This is a genomic window from Streptomyces sp. NBC_00045, assembly GCF_045041095.1.
GTDB lineage: Bacteria > Actinomycetota > Actinomycetes > Streptomycetales > Streptomycetaceae > Streptomyces.
In genome coordinates, this window is sequence record NZ_CP108271.1 from 2919931 (window position 1) to 2937992 (window position 18062).

14 protein-coding genes are annotated in these 18062 nt (G+C 70.0%); 1 reads left to right on the forward strand and 13 read right to left on the reverse strand.

Annotation, left to right across the window (positions count from 1 at the left end; translation table 11 throughout):
* Positions 1-2: 2 nt before the first annotated feature.
* The 7 genes from mrdA to OHA65_RS13745 all read right to left on the reverse strand — a co-directional run bounded on the left by mrdA (position 3) and on the right by OHA65_RS13745 (position 7664).
* Positions 3-2180, reverse strand: a complete 2178-nt coding sequence (mrdA, locus tag OHA65_RS13715) for a penicillin-binding protein 2 (RefSeq protein WP_327283409.1) — start codon at positions 2178-2180, stop codon at positions 3-5.
* Positions 2181-2193: 13 nt separating this feature from the next.
* Positions 2194-2898, reverse strand: coding sequence for a rod shape-determining protein MreD (mreD, locus tag OHA65_RS13720; RefSeq protein ID WP_327283410.1), 705 nt, complete (start codon positions 2896-2898; stop codon positions 2194-2196).
* A gap of 11 nt (positions 2899-2909) precedes the next feature.
* Positions 2910-3854 (reverse strand): rod shape-determining protein MreC, encoded by a 945-nt coding sequence (mreC, locus tag OHA65_RS13725; protein ID WP_327283411.1) that lies wholly within the window; start codon positions 3852-3854, stop codon positions 2910-2912.
* 127 nt (positions 3855-3981) lie between these two features.
* Positions 3982-5001: a rod shape-determining protein gene (locus tag OHA65_RS13730; protein WP_008738981.1), complete on the reverse strand. Its 1020-nt coding sequence runs from the start codon at positions 4999-5001 to the stop codon at positions 3982-3984.
* A gap of 293 nt (positions 5002-5294) precedes the next feature.
* A complete protein-coding gene (ndk, locus tag OHA65_RS13735; RefSeq protein ID WP_327283412.1) occupies positions 5295-5708 on the reverse strand; it encodes a nucleoside-diphosphate kinase in 414 nt (137 codons plus the stop codon).
* A 78-nt stretch (positions 5709-5786) separates the two neighbouring features.
* Positions 5787-6131 carry a DUF4233 domain-containing protein gene (locus OHA65_RS13740; protein WP_327283413.1) on the reverse strand — a complete coding sequence of 115 codons (345 nt, stop codon included), beginning with the start codon at positions 6129-6131 and terminating at the stop codon, positions 5787-5789.
* A gap of 3 nt (positions 6132-6134) precedes the next feature.
* Entirely contained in the window at positions 6135-7664 is a 1530-nt protein-coding gene (locus OHA65_RS13745) for a folylpolyglutamate synthase/dihydrofolate synthase family protein (RefSeq protein ID WP_327283414.1), read from the reverse strand.
* A 117-nt stretch (positions 7665-7781) separates the two neighbouring features.
* Between OHA65_RS13745 and OHA65_RS13750 the strand changes: the two genes are divergently transcribed.
* Positions 7782-8831: a rod shape-determining protein gene (locus tag OHA65_RS13750; RefSeq protein WP_327283415.1), complete on the forward strand. Its 1050-nt coding sequence runs from the start codon at positions 7782-7784 to the stop codon at positions 8829-8831.
* A gap of 7 nt (positions 8832-8838) precedes the next feature.
* Here OHA65_RS13750 and OHA65_RS13755 read toward each other — a convergent pair whose 3' ends face one another.
* From OHA65_RS13755 to OHA65_RS13780, 6 genes are all read right to left on the reverse strand, one after another.
* Positions 8839-9987 (reverse strand): sensor histidine kinase, encoded by a 1149-nt coding sequence (locus OHA65_RS13755; protein WP_405761930.1) that lies wholly within the window; start codon positions 9985-9987, stop codon positions 8839-8841.
* Between the two features lie 94 nt (positions 9988-10081).
* Positions 10082-11419 (reverse strand): glycoside hydrolase family 113, encoded by a 1338-nt coding sequence (locus OHA65_RS13760; protein ID WP_327283417.1) that lies wholly within the window; start codon positions 11417-11419, stop codon positions 10082-10084.
* An 8-nt stretch (positions 11420-11427) separates the two neighbouring features.
* Positions 11428-12876, reverse strand: a complete 1449-nt coding sequence (locus OHA65_RS13765) for a glycosyltransferase family 2 protein (RefSeq protein WP_327283418.1) — start codon at positions 12874-12876, stop codon at positions 11428-11430.
* 21 nt (positions 12877-12897) lie between these two features.
* Positions 12898-13725 carry a hypothetical protein gene (locus OHA65_RS13770; RefSeq protein WP_327283419.1) on the reverse strand — a complete coding sequence of 276 codons (828 nt, stop codon included), beginning with the start codon at positions 13723-13725 and terminating at the stop codon, positions 12898-12900.
* A 2-nt stretch (positions 13726-13727) separates the two neighbouring features.
* Positions 13728-15173, reverse strand: a complete 1446-nt coding sequence (locus OHA65_RS13775) for a glycosyl hydrolase (protein ID WP_328762746.1) — start codon at positions 15171-15173, stop codon at positions 13728-13730.
* Positions 15174-15324: 151 nt separating this feature from the next.
* Positions 15325-17946, reverse strand: coding sequence for a valine--tRNA ligase (locus OHA65_RS13780; protein WP_327283421.1), 2622 nt, complete (start codon positions 17944-17946; stop codon positions 15325-15327).
* Positions 17947-18062 lie beyond the last annotated feature (116 nt).

Here is an 18062-nt window from a genome sequence, read left to right on the forward strand (position 1 = left end):
TCTCAGTCCTGCCGCGCGGCGGGCGGGGCGGGGGGACCGGCGAGCGCGGGCGGCGCCAGTTCCTCCGGGGACGGGGGTACGTACGGCTTGATGTCGGGGGCGTCGATCGAGCCGTCGGGCTGGATGGCGGGCAGCTTGCTCTCCGGCTTGAGCAGGAAGGCCTTGTTGACGTCCTGCTTGCCGGCCATGTCGAGGCCGTAGATGGCGTTGTAGATGTTGCGGACGGCGGGGCCGGAGGCACCCGAACCCGTACCGCCCTGGGAGATCGTCATCACGATCGTGAAGTCCTCGGTGTACGTGGCGAACCAGGAGGTGGTCTGCTTGCCGTAGACCTCGGCGGTGCCGGTCTTGGCGTGCATGGGGATCTGCTTCTGCGGCCAGCCGCCGAAGCGCCAGGCGGCGGTGCCGCGGGTGGCGACACCCTCCAGGGCCTCGCCGATCTGGCGGCGGGTGGTCTCGGTCATCGGGAGCCGGCCGTGGGCCTGCGGCTTGATCTCCTCGATCTGCTTGCCGTCGGCGCTGACGATGGCCTTGCCGATGGTCGGGTTCCACAGGGTGCCGCCGTTGCAGATGGCAGCGTAGATGGTGGCCATCTGGATCGGGGTGACCAGGGTGTCGCCCTGGCCGATGGAGTAGTTGATGGCGTCGCCGGCGCGCATGAGGTTGCCTTCGAGGCAGTTCTCGTAGGACAGCAGCTCGACGTAGGTGCCGCCCTTCTTGCCGACCTTGCACCACATGTCCTTGTTGGCCTTCCAGAACGCCTGCTTCCAGCGGCGGTCCGGGACCCGGCCCTTCTCCTCGCCCGGCAGGTCCACGTGGGTCTCGGCGCCGAGCCCGAACTGGTGGGCGGTCTTGTAGAAGATCTCGGCCGGGGGCTTCTTCGGCTTGAGCCCGCCGTCCTTGAGCCACTCCTTGTGGCCGAGGGCGTAGAAGACGGTGTCGCAGGAGACTTCGAGGGCCCGGCCGAGGGTGATCGAGCCGTGGCCCTGGGACTCGAAGTTCTTGAAGACCTGGCCGCCGATCGAGTACGAGCTCGGGCAGGGGTACTCGCCGTCGAACTTGTACCCGGCGTTGACCGCGGCCGCGGTCGGGATGACCTTGAAGATGGAGCCCGGGGCCGCCTGGCCCTGGATCGCCCGGTTCATCAGCGGGACGTTGGACTCCTTGGCGGTGAGCTTGGCGTAGTCCTTGCCGGAGATCCCGCCGACCCAGACGTTCGGGTCGTACGTCGGGGCGGAGGCCATGGCCACGACCCGGCCCGTCTTGGATTCCAGGACGACGACGGCGCCGGCGTCGGCCTTGTACGGGACGCCTGTGTTGCGGTCGATCTGCTTGCGCGCCTCGACCATGGCCGCGTTCAGCTCGAATTCGGCGACGCCCTGGACGCGGGCGTCGATGCTGGTCACGAGGTGGGCGCCGGGGATCGCCGGGTCGTTCTTGGCCTGGCCCATGACCCGGCCGAGGTTGTCGACCTCGTAGCGGGTGACGCCGGACTTGCCGCGCAGGGTCCTGTCGTACGTTCGCTCCAGGCCGAAGCGGCCGACCTGGTCGGAGCGCAGCAGCGGCGAGTTGGTGTTCTTGGCCTTCTGGATCTCGTCGTCGGTGACCGGGGAGAGGTAGCCGAGCACCTGGCCGGTGTTGGCGCCGCCGGGCGCGGGGTAGCGGCGTACGGCGGTCGGCTCGGCGGTGATGCCGGGGAACTCCTCGGGGCGCTCGCGGATCTGCAGGGCCTGCTGGGTGGTGGCCTCGGTGGTGACCGGGATCGGCTGGTAGGGGGAGCCGTTCCAGCAGGGCTTGGGGGTCTGGGAGTCGCAGATGCGGACCTTGTTCATGACGTCCTGCGGCTTCATGTCCAGCACGTCGGAGAGCCGGCCCAGGACGTCCTTGCCCTTGTCCTTCATCTTCATCAGCGCCGTGCGGCTGGCGGAGACGACCAGACGGGTCTCGTTGTCGGCGATCGGGACACCACGGGCGTCCAGGATCGAGCCGCGGACGGCCGGTTGGACGACCTGCTGGACGTGGTTGCTCTTGGCCTCGTGGTAGTACTCCGCGCCGTTGCGGATCTGTAGGTACCACAGGCGCCCGCCGAGGGTGAACAGGAAGGAGAAGACGAGCACCTGGAGGATCACGAGCCGGATCTGCACCCGAGAGGTGCGGCCGGTCTCGGGAACGTTGGTCACGGGAACTCCCCCCTCACAGCTTCTTGACGCTCTTCACACTCTTGATTCCCTTGACGCCCTTTATCCGGACGGCCTTGTTGGCTCGGCTGCGGGCGATCCCCCGCCGCAGGCCGCCGCGCTGGCTGCCGATGCGCAGGCCGGTTCCGCCGGAGAGCCATCCGGAGGACACGTCAGCGGCCTTGGCGGGGCCGCCGTTCGCCTCGACGGCCATCGGGTCGTTCTCGGCGCGCCGGGCCAGCGCCATGATGAACGGCACGGTGAACGGGGCGAGCAGCAGGTCGTAGAGGGTCGCGGTGAACAGCAGCCCGGTGAGCCCGACGTGGCGGGCGGCGGTGTCGCCGACAAGGGCGCCCACGCCCGCGTACAGGAGGGTGGAGCCGATCGCCGCGCCGACGACGGTCAGCAACGGGCCCCAGGCGGACCGGAACCGCCCGGAGTCGGGCCGGACCAGGCCGGCGGCGTACCCGATGACGCACAGCACGAGCGCGTACCGCCCGGCGGCGTGGTCGGCGGGCGGGGCCAGGTCGGCGAGGAGTCCGGCGGCGAAGCCGATGAGCGCGCCGCTGAGGTGCCCGTACACGAGGGCGAGGGCCACGACGGTGAGCAGGACCAGGTCGGGTACGGCTCCGGGCAGTTGCAGCCGGCCCAGTACGGAGACCTGGATGACGAGGGCGACCACGACCAGCGTGGCCGAGAGCAGGATCCGGTTGAAGCGCATGGGGTCAGCTCCTACTCGTCGGCCGGCTTGCCGGGCACACTGGCGGACGGTGACGGGGTGACCGTGACGGTGACCGTCGGGGTGGGCTTCACCTCGGGCTTGGGGGGCAGAACGGCGTCGCGCGGGTCCTCGCGCGGCGGCATGACGACGACGCCGACGATGTCGAGGCGCGAGAAGCCGACGAACGGGCGGACCCAGATCGTGCGGGTCAGGTCGCCGCGCGAGGGGTCGACCTTGACCACCTCGCCGATCGGAACGCCGGGCACGAACGGCTTGTTGCCGCGGGAGCCGAAGGTGACGAGCCGGTCGCCGGGGCTGACCTTGGCCTTGCCGTTGAGCATCTGGACGGACAGCGCGCGGTCGCCCTGGCCGGTGGCGAAGCCGAGCTCGCCGGTCTTCTCCAGGCGGGTTCCCACCGTGAAGTCGGGGTCGTTGGCGAGGACGACGGTGGCGGTGTCGGGGCCGACGGTGGCGACCCGGCCGACGAGTCCGTCCCCGTTGATGACGGTCATGTCGCGCTCGATGCCGTCCTTGGTCCCGGCGTCGATCGTCACGGTCCAGGAGAAGCCCTGGGCCGCTCCTATGGCGATGACCTCGGCGCCCTTGATGCCGTACTGTCCGGCGCCGGCCCGCTTGAGCATTTCGTCGAGCTCGTGGATGCGGCTGCGGGTCTGGTCGTCACTGCCCAGCTTGGCCTTCAGGGCCGCGTTCTCGCGCTCCAGCGTGGCGATGCGGTTGTGGCGCTCGCCGGAGTCCCGTACGGCCCCTATCGCGTTGGCGACCGGGTCGACCGCGGTCGCCACGCCCTCCTCGACCGGGCCGAAGACCGCTGCGGCGGCCTGCCGGGCGCCGTCGACCGGTGACTCCTCGCCTGCCCTGATGTCCACCGTGATCAATGCGAACGCGATGGCGATCAGGAGCACCAGGAGCAGCCGGCTTTCTCGTGTGTCCCTCACGTGCGGCGGCCGTGCCTTCCTCGTCGAAATGTTCTTGGTCTGTATATCAACGATCCGCCGCACGGGCGCGGCAGCACCCGTACGGCGGATCCTTGTGTTCCGCATGGCCCCCGGACGGGGGTCTTTATCAGCGCCGGGGCTGGGCGTCCAGGACCTGCTGGAGCGCTTCGAACTCCTCCACGCACTTGCCGGAGCCGAGGGCTACGGAGTCGAGCGGGTCCTCGGCGATGTGGATCGGCATGCCCGTCTCGCGGCGCAGCCGCTCGTCGAGGCCGCGCAGCAGGGCGCCGCCGCCGGTCAGGACGATGCCGCGGTCCATGATGTCGCCGGAGAGCTCCGGCGGGCACTTGTCGAGGGTCGTCTTGACGGCGTCGACGATGGCGTTGACCGGCTCCTCGATGGCCTTGCGGACCTCGGCGGCGGAGATCACGACCGTCTTCGGGAGGCCGGAGACCAGGTCCCGGCCGCGGATCTCGGTGTGCTCGTCCTTGTCGAGGTCGTACGCCGACCCGATGGTGATCTTGATCTGCTCGGCGGTCCGCTCACCGAGGAGGAGCGAGTACTCCTTCTTGATGTGCTGGATGATCGCGTTGTCGAGCTCGTCGCCGGCCACCCGGATGGACTGCGCCGTGACGATTCCGCCGAGGGAGATGACGGCGACCTCGGTGGTGCCGCCGCCGATGTCCACGACCATGTTGCCGGTGGCCTCGTGGACGGGCAGGCCCGAGCCGATGGCGGCGGCCATGGGCTCCTCGATGATGTGCACCTGGCGCGCGCCGGCCTGCGTGGACGCCTCGATGACGGCGCGGCGCTCCACTCCGGTGATGCCCGAGGGGACGCAGACCACGACGCGCGGACGGGCCAGGTAGCGGCGCTTGTGGATCTTGAGGATGAAGTACCGGAGCATGCGCTCGGTGATCTCGAAGTCGGCGATCACGCCGTCCTTGAGGGGCCTGACGGCGACGATGTTGCCGGGCGTCCGGCCGATCATCTTCTTCGCCTCGGAGCCGACCGCCAGGATGCCGCCGGTGTTCGTGTTGATGGCGACCACGGACGGCTCGTTCAGGACGATCCCCCGGCCCCTCACGTACACCAGCGTGTTGGCGGTCCCGAGGTCGATCGCCATGTCACGGCCGATGAACGACATGTTGTTCCCCTTGTTCCCCATGAGGAGCGTCTGGCCTTCCAGTTGATAGCGGCTGCTGTCAGGTCGGCGAGGTGGGTGTGTGGGTGGAGGCCCCATCGTAGTGCCGTAAGTACGAACACCGCGCGACGGGACTCCGGCAATCCCGCCGGAACGGAAACCCGCCCCCTTAGTGGTGACGACGTGTCCTGCACATGCGTTCCCGCAAGCGCCCGGCTATACCGAAGGGCGACCGAAATTACTTCGGTCGCCCCAGGTCATGAGCGCTATTCGGCTGATGTTACGTCAGAAAGGACTCATCCCAGGGTGGGGAAGAACAGCTTCAGCTCGCGCTCGGCGGACTCCTCCGAGTCCGAGGCGTGGATCAGGTTCTCGCGGGTGACGGTGCCGAAGTCCCCCCGGATGGAGCCGGGTGCCGCGGCAATCGGGTCAGTGGGACCGGCCAGCTGGCGGACACCCTCGATCACGCGTTCCCCTTCGGCCACGAGGACGACGACGGGACCACTGGCCATGAAGCCCATGAGGGGCTCGTAGAACGGCTTGCCCTTGTGCTCGCCGTAGTGGGCCTCCAGGGTCTCCTGGTCCAGCGTGCGCAGCTCCAGAGCGGCGATGGTCCAGCCGGCCTTCCGCTCGATGCGGCCGATGATCTCGCCCACCAGGCCGCGACGGACGGCGTCCGGCTTGAGGATGACGAGAGTGCGCTGGGTCATTTTCCAACTCCTTGCGGCAAACGGGTGCGGTTCCCCGAGGCTACAGGGGCCCCGGGTAGGGCCCTCGCACGGACCCGGTCAGGCCTGGGCCTCGCTCTGCGCCGCCCAGCGGGCCTTGATCGCGTCGATCTTGGCGCCGTAGTGCACCGAGCACCACCACAGCCCAGCGAACACCGCACCGAGGAAGAACATCATCGGGACGACGAAGCCGCTCAGGATCAGCCCGATCTGCAGCGCCCAGCCGATCTGGACCGCGCCCGGGCGCGACAGCATCCCGCACAGCAGCACCGACAGCAGCATGGCGATCCCGCAGACCGTCCACACCGTGGCCTGGGTCAGGTCCGGGTTCTTCATGGCCACCAGCCCCGCGAAGCCGATCACGAAGAACTCGCCGATCAGCGTCGAAGCACACAGCGTGCGCATCCCTCAGCCCCTCTTCAGCAGCAGGCGGGCCTCGCCCACCGTGATCACGGAACCGGTCACCAGGACCCCGGCCCCTCCGTACTCGGCCTCTTCCTCCGCGAGGGTGATCGCCGCCTCCAGGGCGTCGTCCAGCCGCGGCTCCACCTGTACCCGGTCCGGTCCGAAGACCTCGACCGCGACCGCCGCCAGCTCGTCCGCGGACATCGCCCGGTGGCTGGAGTTCTCCGTGACGACGACCTCCGCGAAGATCGGCTCGAAGGCCTCCAGGACCCCCTTCACGTCCTTGCCCTCGCTCGCGGCCATGACCCCGATCAGCCGGCTGAAGCCGAAGGCCTCGGTCACCGCTTCCGCCGTGACCTGCGCGCCCGCCGGATTGTGCGCCGCGTCCAGGACCACCGTCGGGCTGCGCCGCACGACCTCCATCCGGCCCGGCGAGGTCACCGAGGCGAAGGCCCTGCGCACGGTCTCCACGTCCAGCTCGCGCGACTGCTCCGCGCCGACACCGAAGAAGGCCTCGACCGCAGCCAGCGCCACCGCCGCGTTGTGCGCCATGTGGGCCCCGTACAGCGGCAGGAAGATGCCGTCGTACTCGCCGCCCACGCCGCGCAGCGTCAGCATCTGCCCGCCGACCGCCACCTCGCGCGAGACGACGCCGAACTCCATGCCCTCGCGGGCGACCGTCGCGTCGACCTCGACGGCCTTCTTCAGCAGCACCTGCGCCGCGTCCACCGGCTGCTGCGCCAGGATCACGGTGGCGTCCTGCTTGATGACGCCGCCCTTCTCCAGGGCGATCTCGCCGGGCGTGGCGCCGAGGCGGTCCGTGTGGTCCAGGCTGATCGGAGTGATGACCGCGACCGAGCCGTCGATCACGTTCGTGGCGTCCCAGGTGCCGCCCATGCCGACCTCGATGACGGCCGCGTCGACGGGGGCGTCCGCGAACGCCGCGTACGCCATGCCGGTGAGCACCTCGAAGAAGGACAGCCGGAACTCCTCGGAGGCGTCGACCATCTCCACGTACGGCTTGATGTCGTAGTACGTCTCGACGAAGCGCTCGGCGCTGATCGGCGCCCCGTCGAGGCTGATCCGCTCGGTGACCGACTGCACGTGCGGGCTGGTGTAGCGGCCGGTGCGCAGCTCGAAGGCGCCCAGCAGGGCCTCGATCATGCGGGCGGTGCTGGTCTTGCCGTTGGTGCCGGTGACGTGGATGGAGGGGTACGCGTGCTGCGGTTCGCCCAGCACGTCCATCAGGGAGGCGATCCGCGTGACGGACGGCTCCAGCTTGGTCTCGCCCCAGCGGGTGGAGAGCTCCTGCTCCACCTCCTGGAGCGCCCGTGCCACCTCCGGGTCGAGGGGCCGCGCGGATACCGGCTCACCCCGGGGCGGGCCTGCCTGGGCGCGCAGGGTGCGGCTGCCGGCCTCGATCACCGCCAGGTCGGGGTCGCGGTCGGACTCTTCGGCCACGATCCGGTCGAAGACCTCGGTGGTCTCGTCGCGGTCGTCGGGTCCGTTGCTCTCGGGCTGCTGCTCACTCACGGGGCCAGTCTACGGACGGGGGACCCGGGGACTTTCGACCCGGCCGTTTCGGGACGTTCGGCGCCCGTTGCGACCGGATCGTTATGCAAGCCTTGCGGGCAGGAGATAGGGGAACAAATGCCGCAGGCCAGCAGTAACAAGTCCGCTTCCAGCCGCGACATAGGGATCGATCTGGGGACCGCGAACACCCTGGTCTACGCCCGGGGCCACGGGATCGTCCTCAATGAGCCGTCCGTGGTGGCCGTCAAGGCGGGCACCACCACCGCGCTGGCCGTCGGGGCCGAGGCCAAGGAGACCATCGGCCGCACCCCCGGCTCCATCACCGCGATCCGCCCCCTGAAGGACGGGGTGATCTGCGACTACGAGGCCGCCGAGGAGATGATCCGGCATTTCGTCCGCAAAGCCGTGCCCGGCCGGCGGCCCCGCACCCGGATGGTGATCTGCGTGCCCTCCGGGGTCACCCCGGTCGAACGGCGGGCCATCGTCCACGCCTCGACCCGGGCCGGAGCCAGGGCCGTCCACCTGATCGAGGAGCCGATGGCGGCGGCGATCGGCGCCGGCCTGCCGGTGGCCGAGGCGCGCGGCTCGATGGTGGTGGACATCGGCGGCGGCACCACCGAGGTCGCCGTCATCTCGCTCGGCGGAATCGTCACCGCCCGCTCGCTGCGGGTCGGCGGGGACCGGCTGGACGCCGCGATCACGGACTACGTGCGCAAGGAGCACGGGCTGCTCATCGGGGAGCGCACCGCCGAGGACGTCAAGGTCGCCGTCGGGTCGGCCTGGCCGGTGCCGGACCGGCCGGAACTGGAGGAGCGGACCTTCACGGTGCGCGGACGGGAGCGGGTCGGCGGCATGCCGAGGACGCTCCCGCTGGGCGCGGCGGACGTACGGGCCGCGCTTGACGAGCCGGTCGAGGCGATCATCGCTGCGGTGCGCGCCACCCTGGAGGAGTGCCCGCCGGAGCTGTCGGGCGATGTGATGGAGCACGGCATCACCTTGACCGGTGGCGGCGCGCTGCTGCCGGGCCTGGACCTGCGGCTGGCCTCCGCGACGGGCATCCCCGTCTTCGTCGCCGACGCCCCGCTGGACTGCGTGGCGCTGGGCTCCGGCAGGTGCGTGGAAGACCTGGACACCCTGGGCAGCCTGCTGGTGCCGGCGAAGGCCTGAGCAGCCGTCACCCGCGCGGGAGGGTGGCCACCACCGTGTACGCGTCCTGCGTGCGCGTCGCCGTCAGGGTTCCCCCCAGGCTGCGCACGCGCTCGGACATGCTCGCCGTCCCCGAGCCCGCGGAGACGGGTGCGCGGGCCGGCGCACGGGCGGCCAGGCCGTTCCTGACGGCGATCCGTAGCTGCGGGCCGTCCGCCTCGATCGACACGTCGACGGTCTCCCCGCAGGCGTGCTTGGCCGCGTTGGTTAGGCACTCCTGCACCACCCGGTAGACCGCGGCCTGGCGCAGCGGCGACAGCCCGTGCACGTGCGGGTCAAGGGTCAGCCGTACGGGAGAGCCGGCCCGACCGCTCTCCTCGGCAAGGGCCGGCAGCCCGTCCACCCCCGGGGTCGCGGCCCGTTCCCCGCGGTGCACGATGATCTCGTTGAGCACCAGATGGGCCCGGCGGGCGGTGTCGGCCAGCTCTTCGAAGTCCTTCGCGTGCGCCGTCTCGCGCGCCCGCACCGAGAGCACTTCGGAGCGCACCGTCAGCAGCGTCAGTTCCCGGCCGACGAAGTCGTGGACGTCGCGGGCGACCGAGGTGCGCTCCTGCTGGACCGCCTGCAGGACGGCCGACTCGGCGCGCCGGGCGGCCACCTCGCGCACGAGGTCGTGCCGGTAGGCGGCGACGCCGACGGCCGAGGCGAGCACCCCGATCGGCACGACCAGGCTGAGGAAGGCGCTGAGGGTCGCGGCATGCGGTTCGGGCCAGCCGGGGACGCTGAAGACGATGAGCGCGAAGGCCACGTACCCCAGGGTGGCCAGGACCGCGGGGCGTCGCCCCCGGTAGCGGCCGACCGAGTAGAGCGCGAACTGGATCAGTGTCAGTTCGTGCAGCCAGCCGATGAAGAGCAGCGCGGTGAGGTACGAGACCCAGGGCGCCCGGCGGCGCACCACGAGACCGGTGCACCCGGCGGCGAGCACGACGGCGGCCGTCGGTCCGGTGAGCGAGTTGTCCGCCGCGGCCAGGCCGGGCAGGTCCAGCGCCATCAGGGCCAGGCAGCTCAGTGCGGTGAGCACGTCAAGCGCCCGGGGTGATCCGGCCCAGCTCTCGCCGAGCCGGCGGCCGGCGGCCGCGGCCCGGTGGAGCGCCGAGGCGACGGGCGGGACGTACATGCCTTCCATCATCCGTGCTCGCCGAGGGGGATCGGATCGGCCAACCCGGCTGAAAACGTGATGTCCGACACTCCGGACAACTCGGGGCATCCGGTCAGGACGCGGGTTCGGTGCCCGGACCCGCGTAGTCGGAGCCGAAGCAGGAGCGGATCTCCCGCTCGGTGTCCGGGCGGCCGGTGAAGTTGAGCCGGGACTCCTCCTCCTTCGGAGCGGCCTTGGGGTCGGAGTCGAAGTAGACCGACCACCAGTAGACGCCCGCCATCTTGCGCTCCCGGACGACCTGGCAGACCGCCTTGTACCAGTTGGCCTGCACCGCGGGATTCAGCCCGCGCTTCGCGTAGAAGTCGCCGGGTGCGTGGTACGCCCCGTCCATGGCACTGATGCCCGCCTCGGCCAGCACGATCCGCGGCAGTGCGCCCTTGCTCTTCTTGTCGAGCCAGCCGTTCCAGCCGGCGACGAGCTGGTCCACGGGAGCGTCGTCGGCGACCTTCACGGGGAAGTAGGCGTCGACGCCGAGCCGGCTGACGGGCACGTCAATGCGGCCGCCCACGTAGTTGTCCCAGTTCGCGTCGTAGGACACCTCGCCCTTGAACCGCTTCTCGGCCGCCGCGATCAGTGACTTCCAGGCCGGGTGGCCCTCCATCGAGTTCAGTTCCGTCCCGATCACGAACGTCGCCGCCTGCTGCCGCCGCGCCACGTCGAGGTACGGGCCGAGCAGGGCTTCGTACGACTCGAACCAGGCCTCCTTGTCGGCCGGCTTGATGTTGCCGCGCCAGCCCTCCGGCGGCACGAGCGCCGCCTCGTCCAGGGTCGGTCGGACGGTGGTGCGCAGTCCCGCCTCGTGGAAGACGCGCAGGACCGTGTCGAGGTGCTCGGGCGTCGGGGTGCTCTTGCCCGCCGCGAGCTTCGTCGAGGTGCGGCCCTCCGTGTAGAACGGGAAGGAGACGGCGACGGCGTTGGCCTTCAGTGCGACGAGGTAGTCGGCCTGCTCGCGCGCCTTCTTCTCGACGTACGCGTCGCTGTGCTCCTTCTTGTCCTCCCAGAAGATCTGGACGCCCCACTCGGGCATGCCGGGCTTCCAGGGCTTGTCCACCTTCGGTGCGGGTCCGGCGGGCTCTGCGGGCTCGGCCGCGCCCCCTCCCCCGCCGGCGAGGACGGCGGCGGCGCCCTTGGCGGGAGTGGAGTCGTGCAGGACCAGGATCGGCTTGAGCGAGCCCGACCTCCAGCGCAGGGGGTGGTCGCCGATCACGAAGGGCAGTCCGAGGACCAGGGAAGTCACGGTCACCGGGAGGACCGCGAGCAGGGGGACCTTGGAGCGCTTCGTCTTCGCGCCGTTCGCGCCGTTCGCGCTGCTCTCGTTGGTCGCACTGTTCTCGTTGGTCGCGTTGGTCGCGTACTTCTCGTTCGTCACGAGGGGCTCTCGGTTTCTCATGCGGGCGCTCATGCGGGCTTGGCGATGACGACGAACTTGTTCTCCTCGCGCTTGATGAACTTGATCAGCCCGCGCAGGCCGCCGAGTCCTTCGAGTACGGAGAACAGCGGGATGAGGCCGAGCACGGCGAACGGTTCCCACCAGCGGCGCTTGCCGTTCGCGGAGACCAGGGCGTTGAGCCGCAGCCCCTCCCAGTACGTCCAGATGACGTACGCGAAGCTGAGCGACCACATGATCACGACGGACTGGGTCACGGGCGAGGTGTTGAAATCGCCGATGAACCAGGCCACCAGGAGGACGGTCGCGACGTGCTGGAGCGGGCCGAGGACCCAGCTGACCATGCAGAGCATCAGGAACCAGCGGTAGCGGAACGGCACCGTGCGGTTGAAGCAGAGCGCTACCAGCCCCCACGCCCAGCGCTCGCGCTGCTTGATGAAGTCCCTGGTGGTGGCCGGGGAAGCGCCGTAGCAGCGGCCGTTGAACCAGTCGCTGCGGCCCGGGTACTTGCGGCAGAACGTCAGCGCCAGCTGCGCGTCCTCGACGATGGCCTTGGGCCCGAAGTCCCAGCCGATCGTCGCCTCGATGGAGGCCCGGAGCAGCAGCAGTTCGCCGTGCACGCCGGCGACCGGGGTGCCGAGTCCGGTGAAGGCCCGGAACCGGGCTATGTCGTCGGCGGGGCGGACCGCGTCGGCCAGCCAGGTGAAACGGTTCACCGCGTTCTCGCGGGGGTAGGCGAGGATGCCCTGCGCCATGTGCTTGCCCGCGGCGCCCTCCCGTCGCTGGCGGTTGACGAACTGGGCCATGGACGCGGCGGTGTCGGGGCCGACCCCGGTGTCGTCGTCCATGTGCAGCACCCAGACGTCGTCGAGGGCCTCGCCCTCGTCGATCCGCAGTTCGTGGGCGTAGTGGTTCGCGCGGGCCTTGAACCGGGTCCCGTTGGCCGTCTCGTACGCCTTGGGCACGGTGACCACGCGGATCAGGTCGTTCATCGCGGCCAGGTCGTCGATCCGGGCGGCCGCCTCGCAGTCCTCCTCCGTGAGCACGTCGACCCGCATGCGCGGGAAGTACGCAGGAAGGTGGTCCACGTAGCTGAGGACCGAGCGCTCCAGCGCCGGGTAGGTGTCGTGGCGGCCGATGGTCGGCACGAGCACGATGAGGAAGTCCTCCTCCACCGGCGCCGGCGGAACCATCTCGTGCGCCTTGCGCAGCCGGCGGCGGATCAACAGGACGCCCTGGAAGCCGACCATGACACCGATGGCGGGCAGCGACCAGATGACCGACAGGGTCCAGCCGAGCGGGGTCGGGTTCGGCTCGAACACCCACAGGCCGAAGCTGACGAGGACCAGGAAGGGCAGCAGGAAGGCCAGCACGCTGGGCTTCCAATCGGCATGGCGCTGCACCAGTTTCGCATCGCGACGGGACGTCGTCGCGACCTCTTGTAAGGGGGCGAGGGTCATGGGAAGGATCCTTCGGGATTCCTACTGCTGTTGCGGCGGCGACTGCTGGGGCTGCTGGGGCCAGGCGGACTGGCCGCCGTAGGGGCCGGGCCCGTAACCGGGTTGCGGCGGCTGGGGCTGCTGAGGCTGGGGCTGCTGAGGCGGCTGCGGCTGCGGCTGCGGCTGGGCGTAGCCCGTCTGCGGCAGCTGGGGCGCGGGCTGCCCCGGGTAGGACGGAGCGGGCCCGAACCCGTGTGCGGGCTGCGCGGGTTGAGGCGCCTGCGGCATCTGCTGCTGCGGGAACTGCGGCTGCTGCTGGAGTTGCGGTTGCGCCTGCTGGGCAGCTGACGCGCGCTGGGCCTGCTCGTGGGCCTGCCGGGCCTCGTGTGCCTGCTGGGTCCAGGGGTTCACCGGTGGCTGCCAGGGCTCGTACGCGGCGAAGTCCCGCAGCAGCAGCACGATCAGGGCGCCGGTCACGAGGACCCCGACGGCGAACGTCGCCAGCTTCAGCCCGCCCTGGAGGGTCGAGGTGAAGTAGTCGGTCTGCTTCTCGTCGAACAGGGCGCCCGTCAGGCTGCGCATCCGGTTGTAGCCCTCGATGGCGGCGCCGCCGATGACGATGCCCCGGCCGAGGGTGTTCCCGCGCAGCACGAGCAGGCCGCCCGCCACGTAGACGACGCCCCAGTTGAGGTTGAACGTCTCGGCGGCTCCGGAGCCGTCGCCGATGCCGTAGTAGACGATGCCTTGCAGGAAGTCGACGACGCCGACCTGCCAGAAGCAGTTGTACAGGGCCCACAGGAGCAGGACCCCCGCCCATCCGATGGCCACGAAGGCGGCCACGCGGTGGGCGCGTGGCGTTAGCGCGCTCAACTTCACTCCTTCTCGGGTGATCCGTCGTGCAGGGTGAGCCACTGCACTCCAGCGGGGCCCGGTTCACGGCCCCCGGTGATCGTCTTGGGGTCGTTGTAGGTCTGCTGCACGTCCGCCGGGGAGTTCTTCGCGGTGAGTCCGTCGCCCCACACGGTCCACAGCACCCAGGGGGACTGGTCGAGCGTCGTGCGCTGCGCGGCGCCCAGCGGCACGTGGAAGGACTCCGCGAGGATCCGGGGCTTTCCGTAGTCCTTGAGGCCGTGGTGCCAAGTCGAGGTCCAGGCGGCCGGGTCGAAGGGCTGGTCCGGGCTTCCGCTGTAGTCGTCGACACCGACGACGTCCACGTACTCGGCGCCCGGGTAGAAGTCCCACGGATCGCTGCCGTGGACGGCGTCCCAGGCCGTGGGGGCCCAGACGAAGATCAGGTTGTGCAGGCCGCGGGAGCCGACCAGGTAGTGGTAGAGCAGTTCCCACAGGGCCGTGTACTGCCGGGGCTTCAGCCCCGCCCACCAGAAGCTCTGTTCGCCGCCGAGGGAGTTCATCTCGTGGTACGGACGCAGCAGTACGGGAACGTCGTAGGCGGCCAGGTAGCCGAGGTGGTCGGCGAGGAACGAGAGGTCGAGCAGGAGCGCGGCGTGCTCGGGGGTGCCGGGGGTGATCAGCCGGTCGATCCAGCCCGGGTCCTTCGCCGAGGGGGCGTTGCGACGCAGCGTCTGGTCGTAGCTCTTGACGGGGCTGCCCGGCCACGGCTGGTGGAACGACATCCCGACCAGGCCTGCGGGTGCTCCCCCGTTGGTCGGCAGCACGGTCTTGGTGCCGTTCCAGAGGCGTTCGGTGCCGCTCGGGTTGTAGGACCCGTCGTCTTTGCGGGGCAGTCCGTGCCAGACGCCCATGGCGAGGTCCACGACGTCGTTCGTGTAGGTCCAGAACTCGCGGCGGGCGGGCCAGGCGGCGCGCGAGTAGTCCCGCGGCTCGCCCACGCCCCAGCTGTCCTGCTGGTAGCCGGGGCCCAGGTCCAGTTCGAGGAAGGCCGGCAACTTCCCGGTGATGTCCTGGGGTTTTCGGTAGTAGTAGCCGGGTGGTTTGGGACCGCTGTGGTCGCCGTACTCCGGGTTGTACCGCTCGTTGTGCACCTCGGCGTGCTGGCCCATGAGGGTGCCGCGGCGCCGGCCGGCACGGGCATCCGCCTCCAGGCCTGCCAGTAACTTGTACACGGCCCGGGCCGCCTCGGAGGCCTTGGGATCGCGTGACACCAGGTCCTGTTGGAGGCCGGTGGCGGGGGCTCGCGAGGTGCCTAACGCGGCGACTCCGGCGAGGGCGCCGCCCGTGGCCGCGGTGGCCGCCGCCCCGAGGAGGAGGTTGCGGCGCTTCAGCTCGCGGCCCAACACCAGGCGGCCCGAAGCCTGTTGCCCCGGCGCCACCCGATCCGGCGCCACGTGACCTGGCACGTCACGACCCCACACTCCGAGACCCCCCTCGGTCGACAGCCCGCCGACTACGACCCCCTGCCGTTGGGCGAAACCCCTGGGGCCGGTGTCACCCTACGCGTCGGCCCCCGAGCAATGTGCTCGGGGGCCGAGGGTTCACCGTTCGTACGTGTTACGCGGCGGGCAGAGTGTCCAGCTGGGCCTGGATGCGGGCGATGTCCGCCTCCGCCTTGGCCAGCCGGCCCTTGATCTTGTCCACGACGTTGTCGGGGGCCTTGGCCAGGAAGGCCTCGTTCCCGAGCTTCGCCTCGGCCTGCTGCTTCTCCTTCTCGGCGGCGCCGAGGTCCTTGGTGAGGCGCTTGCGCTCGGCGGCCACGTCGATGGTGCCTGAGAGGTCGAGCGCGACGGTGGCGCCGGCGACCGGGAGGGTCGCGGTGGCGCTGAAGTCGTCGCCCTCGGGCTGCAGGCGCAGCACCTGGCGGATGGCCGCCTCGTGCGCGGCCAGCGCGGTGCCGGCCAGGTCCAGGCGGGCCGGGACCTTCTGCTTGTCGTCGAGGCCCTGCTCCTTGCGGAACCGGCGGACCTCACGGACCAGGCTCTGGACGCCCTCGATCTCGGCCTCGGCGGCTGCGTCGCGGAAGCCGCTGTCCTTCGGCCAGTCGGCGATCACGAGCGACTCGCCGCCGGTCAGCGTGGTCCACAGGGTCTCGGTGACGAACGGGACCACCGGGTGCAGCAGCCGCAGCATGACGTCGATGACCTCGCCGAGGACCCGGCTGGAGACCTTGGCCTGCTCGCCGCCCGCGAAGAACGTCGTCTTCGACAGCTCGACGTACCAGTCGAAGACCTCGTCCCACGCGAAGTGGTAGAGCGCCTCGCTGAGCTTGGAGAACTGGAAGTCGTCGTAGTACGCGTCGACCTGCGCGACCGTCTTGTTGAGGCGGGACAGGATCCAGCGGTCGGTGGCGGACAGCTGCTCGACCGGGGGCAGCTCGCCCTCGATCGTGGCGCCGTTCATCAGCGCGAAGCGCGTGGCGTTCCAGATCTTGTTGGCGAACTTGCTGGAGGCCTGGACCCAGTCCTCGCCGATCGGCACGTCGGTGCCCGGGTTGGCACCCTTGGCCAGGGTGAAACGGACGGCGTCGGAGCCGTACTTGTCCATCCAGTCCAGCGGGTCGACGACGTTGCCGAAAGACTTCGACATCTTCTTGCCGCGCTCGTCGCGGACCAGGCCGGTCAGCGCGATCGTCTTGAACGGCGCCTCGCCGTCCATGGCGTACAGGCCGAACATCATCATCCGGGCGACCCAGAAGAAGATGATGTCGTGGCCGGTGACCAGGACGTCGGTGGAGTAGAACTTCGCCAGGTCCGGGGTCTTCTCCGGCCAGCCGAGCGTGGAGAACGGCCACAGGCCGGAGGAGAACCACGTGTCGAGGACGTCGGTGTCCTGGTGCCAGCCCTCGCCGGTGGGCGCCTCGTCGTCCGGGCCGACGCAGACGATCTCGCCGTCCGGGCCGTACCAGACCGGGATCCGGTGGCCCCACCACAGCTGGCGCGAGATGCACCAGTCGTTGAGGTTGTCGACCCAGTCGAAGTAGCGCTTCTCCATCTCCTTCGGGTGGATCGTGACCCGGTCGTCGCGGACCGCGTCACCGGCGGCCTTGGCGAGGGTCTCGACCTTGACCCACCACTGCAGCGACAGGCGCGGCTCGACGGTGGTGGAGCAGCGGGAGCAGTGCCCGACGGAGTGCAGGTAGGGGCGCTTCTCGGAGACGATCCGGCCCTGCTCGCGCAGCGCTCCGACGACCGCGGACCGGGCCTCGAAGCGGTCCAGGCCGAGGAAGGGGCCGTGGACGGTGATGTTGCCGTGCTCGTCCATGATCGTCATGTTGGGCAGGCCGTGGCGCTGCCCGATGGCGAAGTCGTTCGGGTCGTGCGCCGGGGTCACCTTGACGCAGCCGGTGCCGAACTCCGGGTCGACGTGCGTGTCCGCGACGACCGGGATGGAGCGGTCGGTGAGCGGCAGCTTGATGAGCTTGCCGACGAGGTGCTTGTAGCGCTCGTCGTCCGGGTGGACGGCGACGGCCGTGTCACCGAGCATCGTCTCGGCGCGGGTCGTGGCGACGACCAGGGTGTCCTCACCCTCGCCGTACTTGATCGAGACGAGCTCGCCCGCGTCCTCCTGGTACTCCACCTCGATGTCGGAGATGGCCGTCAGACAGCGGGGGCACCAGTTGATGATGCGCTCGGCGCGGTAGATCAGCTCGTCGTCGTAGAGCTTCTTGAAGATCGTCTGGACGGCCTTGGACAGGCCCTCGTCCATGGTGAAGCGCTCACGAGACCAGTCGACGCCGTCACCGAGGCGACGCATCTGGCCGAGGATCTTGCCGCCGTACTCTTCCTTCCACTGCCAGACCCGCTCGACGAACTCCTCGCGGCCCAGGTCGTGGCGGGACTTGCCCTCCTCGGCGAGCTGCTGCTCGACCTTGTTCTGGGTGGCGATGCCGGCGTGGTCCATGCCGGGCAGCCACAGCGACTCGAAGCCCTGCATCCGCTTGCGGCGGGTCAGGGCGTCCATGAGCGTGTGCTGGAAGGCGTGCCCCAGGTGCAGGGAGCCGGTGACGTTCGGCGGCGGGATGACGATGGTGTACGCGGGCTTCTCACTCGCGGGATCGGCCGTGAAGTAGCCACGCTCTACCCAGCGCTCGTAGAGCTTCCCCTCTACCTCGGCCGGAGCGTACGCGGTCGGCAGTTCGGAGTTGGGGCTGCTGGGTGTCTGCGTGTTCTCGGTCACGAGGCACAGTTTAGAGCCGTAACAGTCCAGTCATGAAACCGGTAATCGGGGGGCCCGGCGCCTTGCGCAGCTCCGGCTTCCGTCAGGATGTCTGAAACACATAAAGGATTCCTGAA

Excerpts from the sequence above, each read along its gene's own strand:
- OHA65_RS13755 (WP_405761930.1), bottom strand. The coding sequence starts at position 9,987 with ATGTACGTCCCGCCCGTCGCCTCGGCGCTCCACCGGGCCGCGGCCGCC.
- OHA65_RS13750 (WP_327283415.1), top strand. The coding sequence starts at position 7,782 with ATGCCGCAGGCCAGCAGTAACAAGTCCGCTTCCAGCCGCGACATAGGG.
- OHA65_RS13765 (WP_327283418.1), bottom strand. The coding sequence starts at position 12,876 with ATGACCCTCGCCCCCTTACAAGAGGTCGCGACGACGTCCCGTCGCGAT.
- OHA65_RS13730 (WP_008738981.1), bottom strand. The coding sequence starts at position 5,001 with ATGTCGTTCATCGGCCGTGACATGGCGATCGACCTCGGGACCGCCAAC.
- OHA65_RS13740 (WP_327283413.1), bottom strand. The coding sequence starts at position 6,131 with ATGCGCACGCTGTGTGCTTCGACGCTGATCGGCGAGTTCTTCGTGATC.
- mreD (WP_327283410.1), bottom strand. The coding sequence starts at position 2,898 with ATGCGCTTCAACCGGATCCTGCTCTCGGCCACGCTGGTCGTGGTCGCC.
- ndk (WP_327283412.1), bottom strand. The coding sequence starts at position 5,708 with ATGACCCAGCGCACTCTCGTCATCCTCAAGCCGGACGCCGTCCGTCGC.
- OHA65_RS13760 (WP_327283417.1), bottom strand. The coding sequence starts at position 11,419 with ATGAGAAACCGAGAGCCCCTCGTGACGAACGAGAAGTACGCGACCAAC.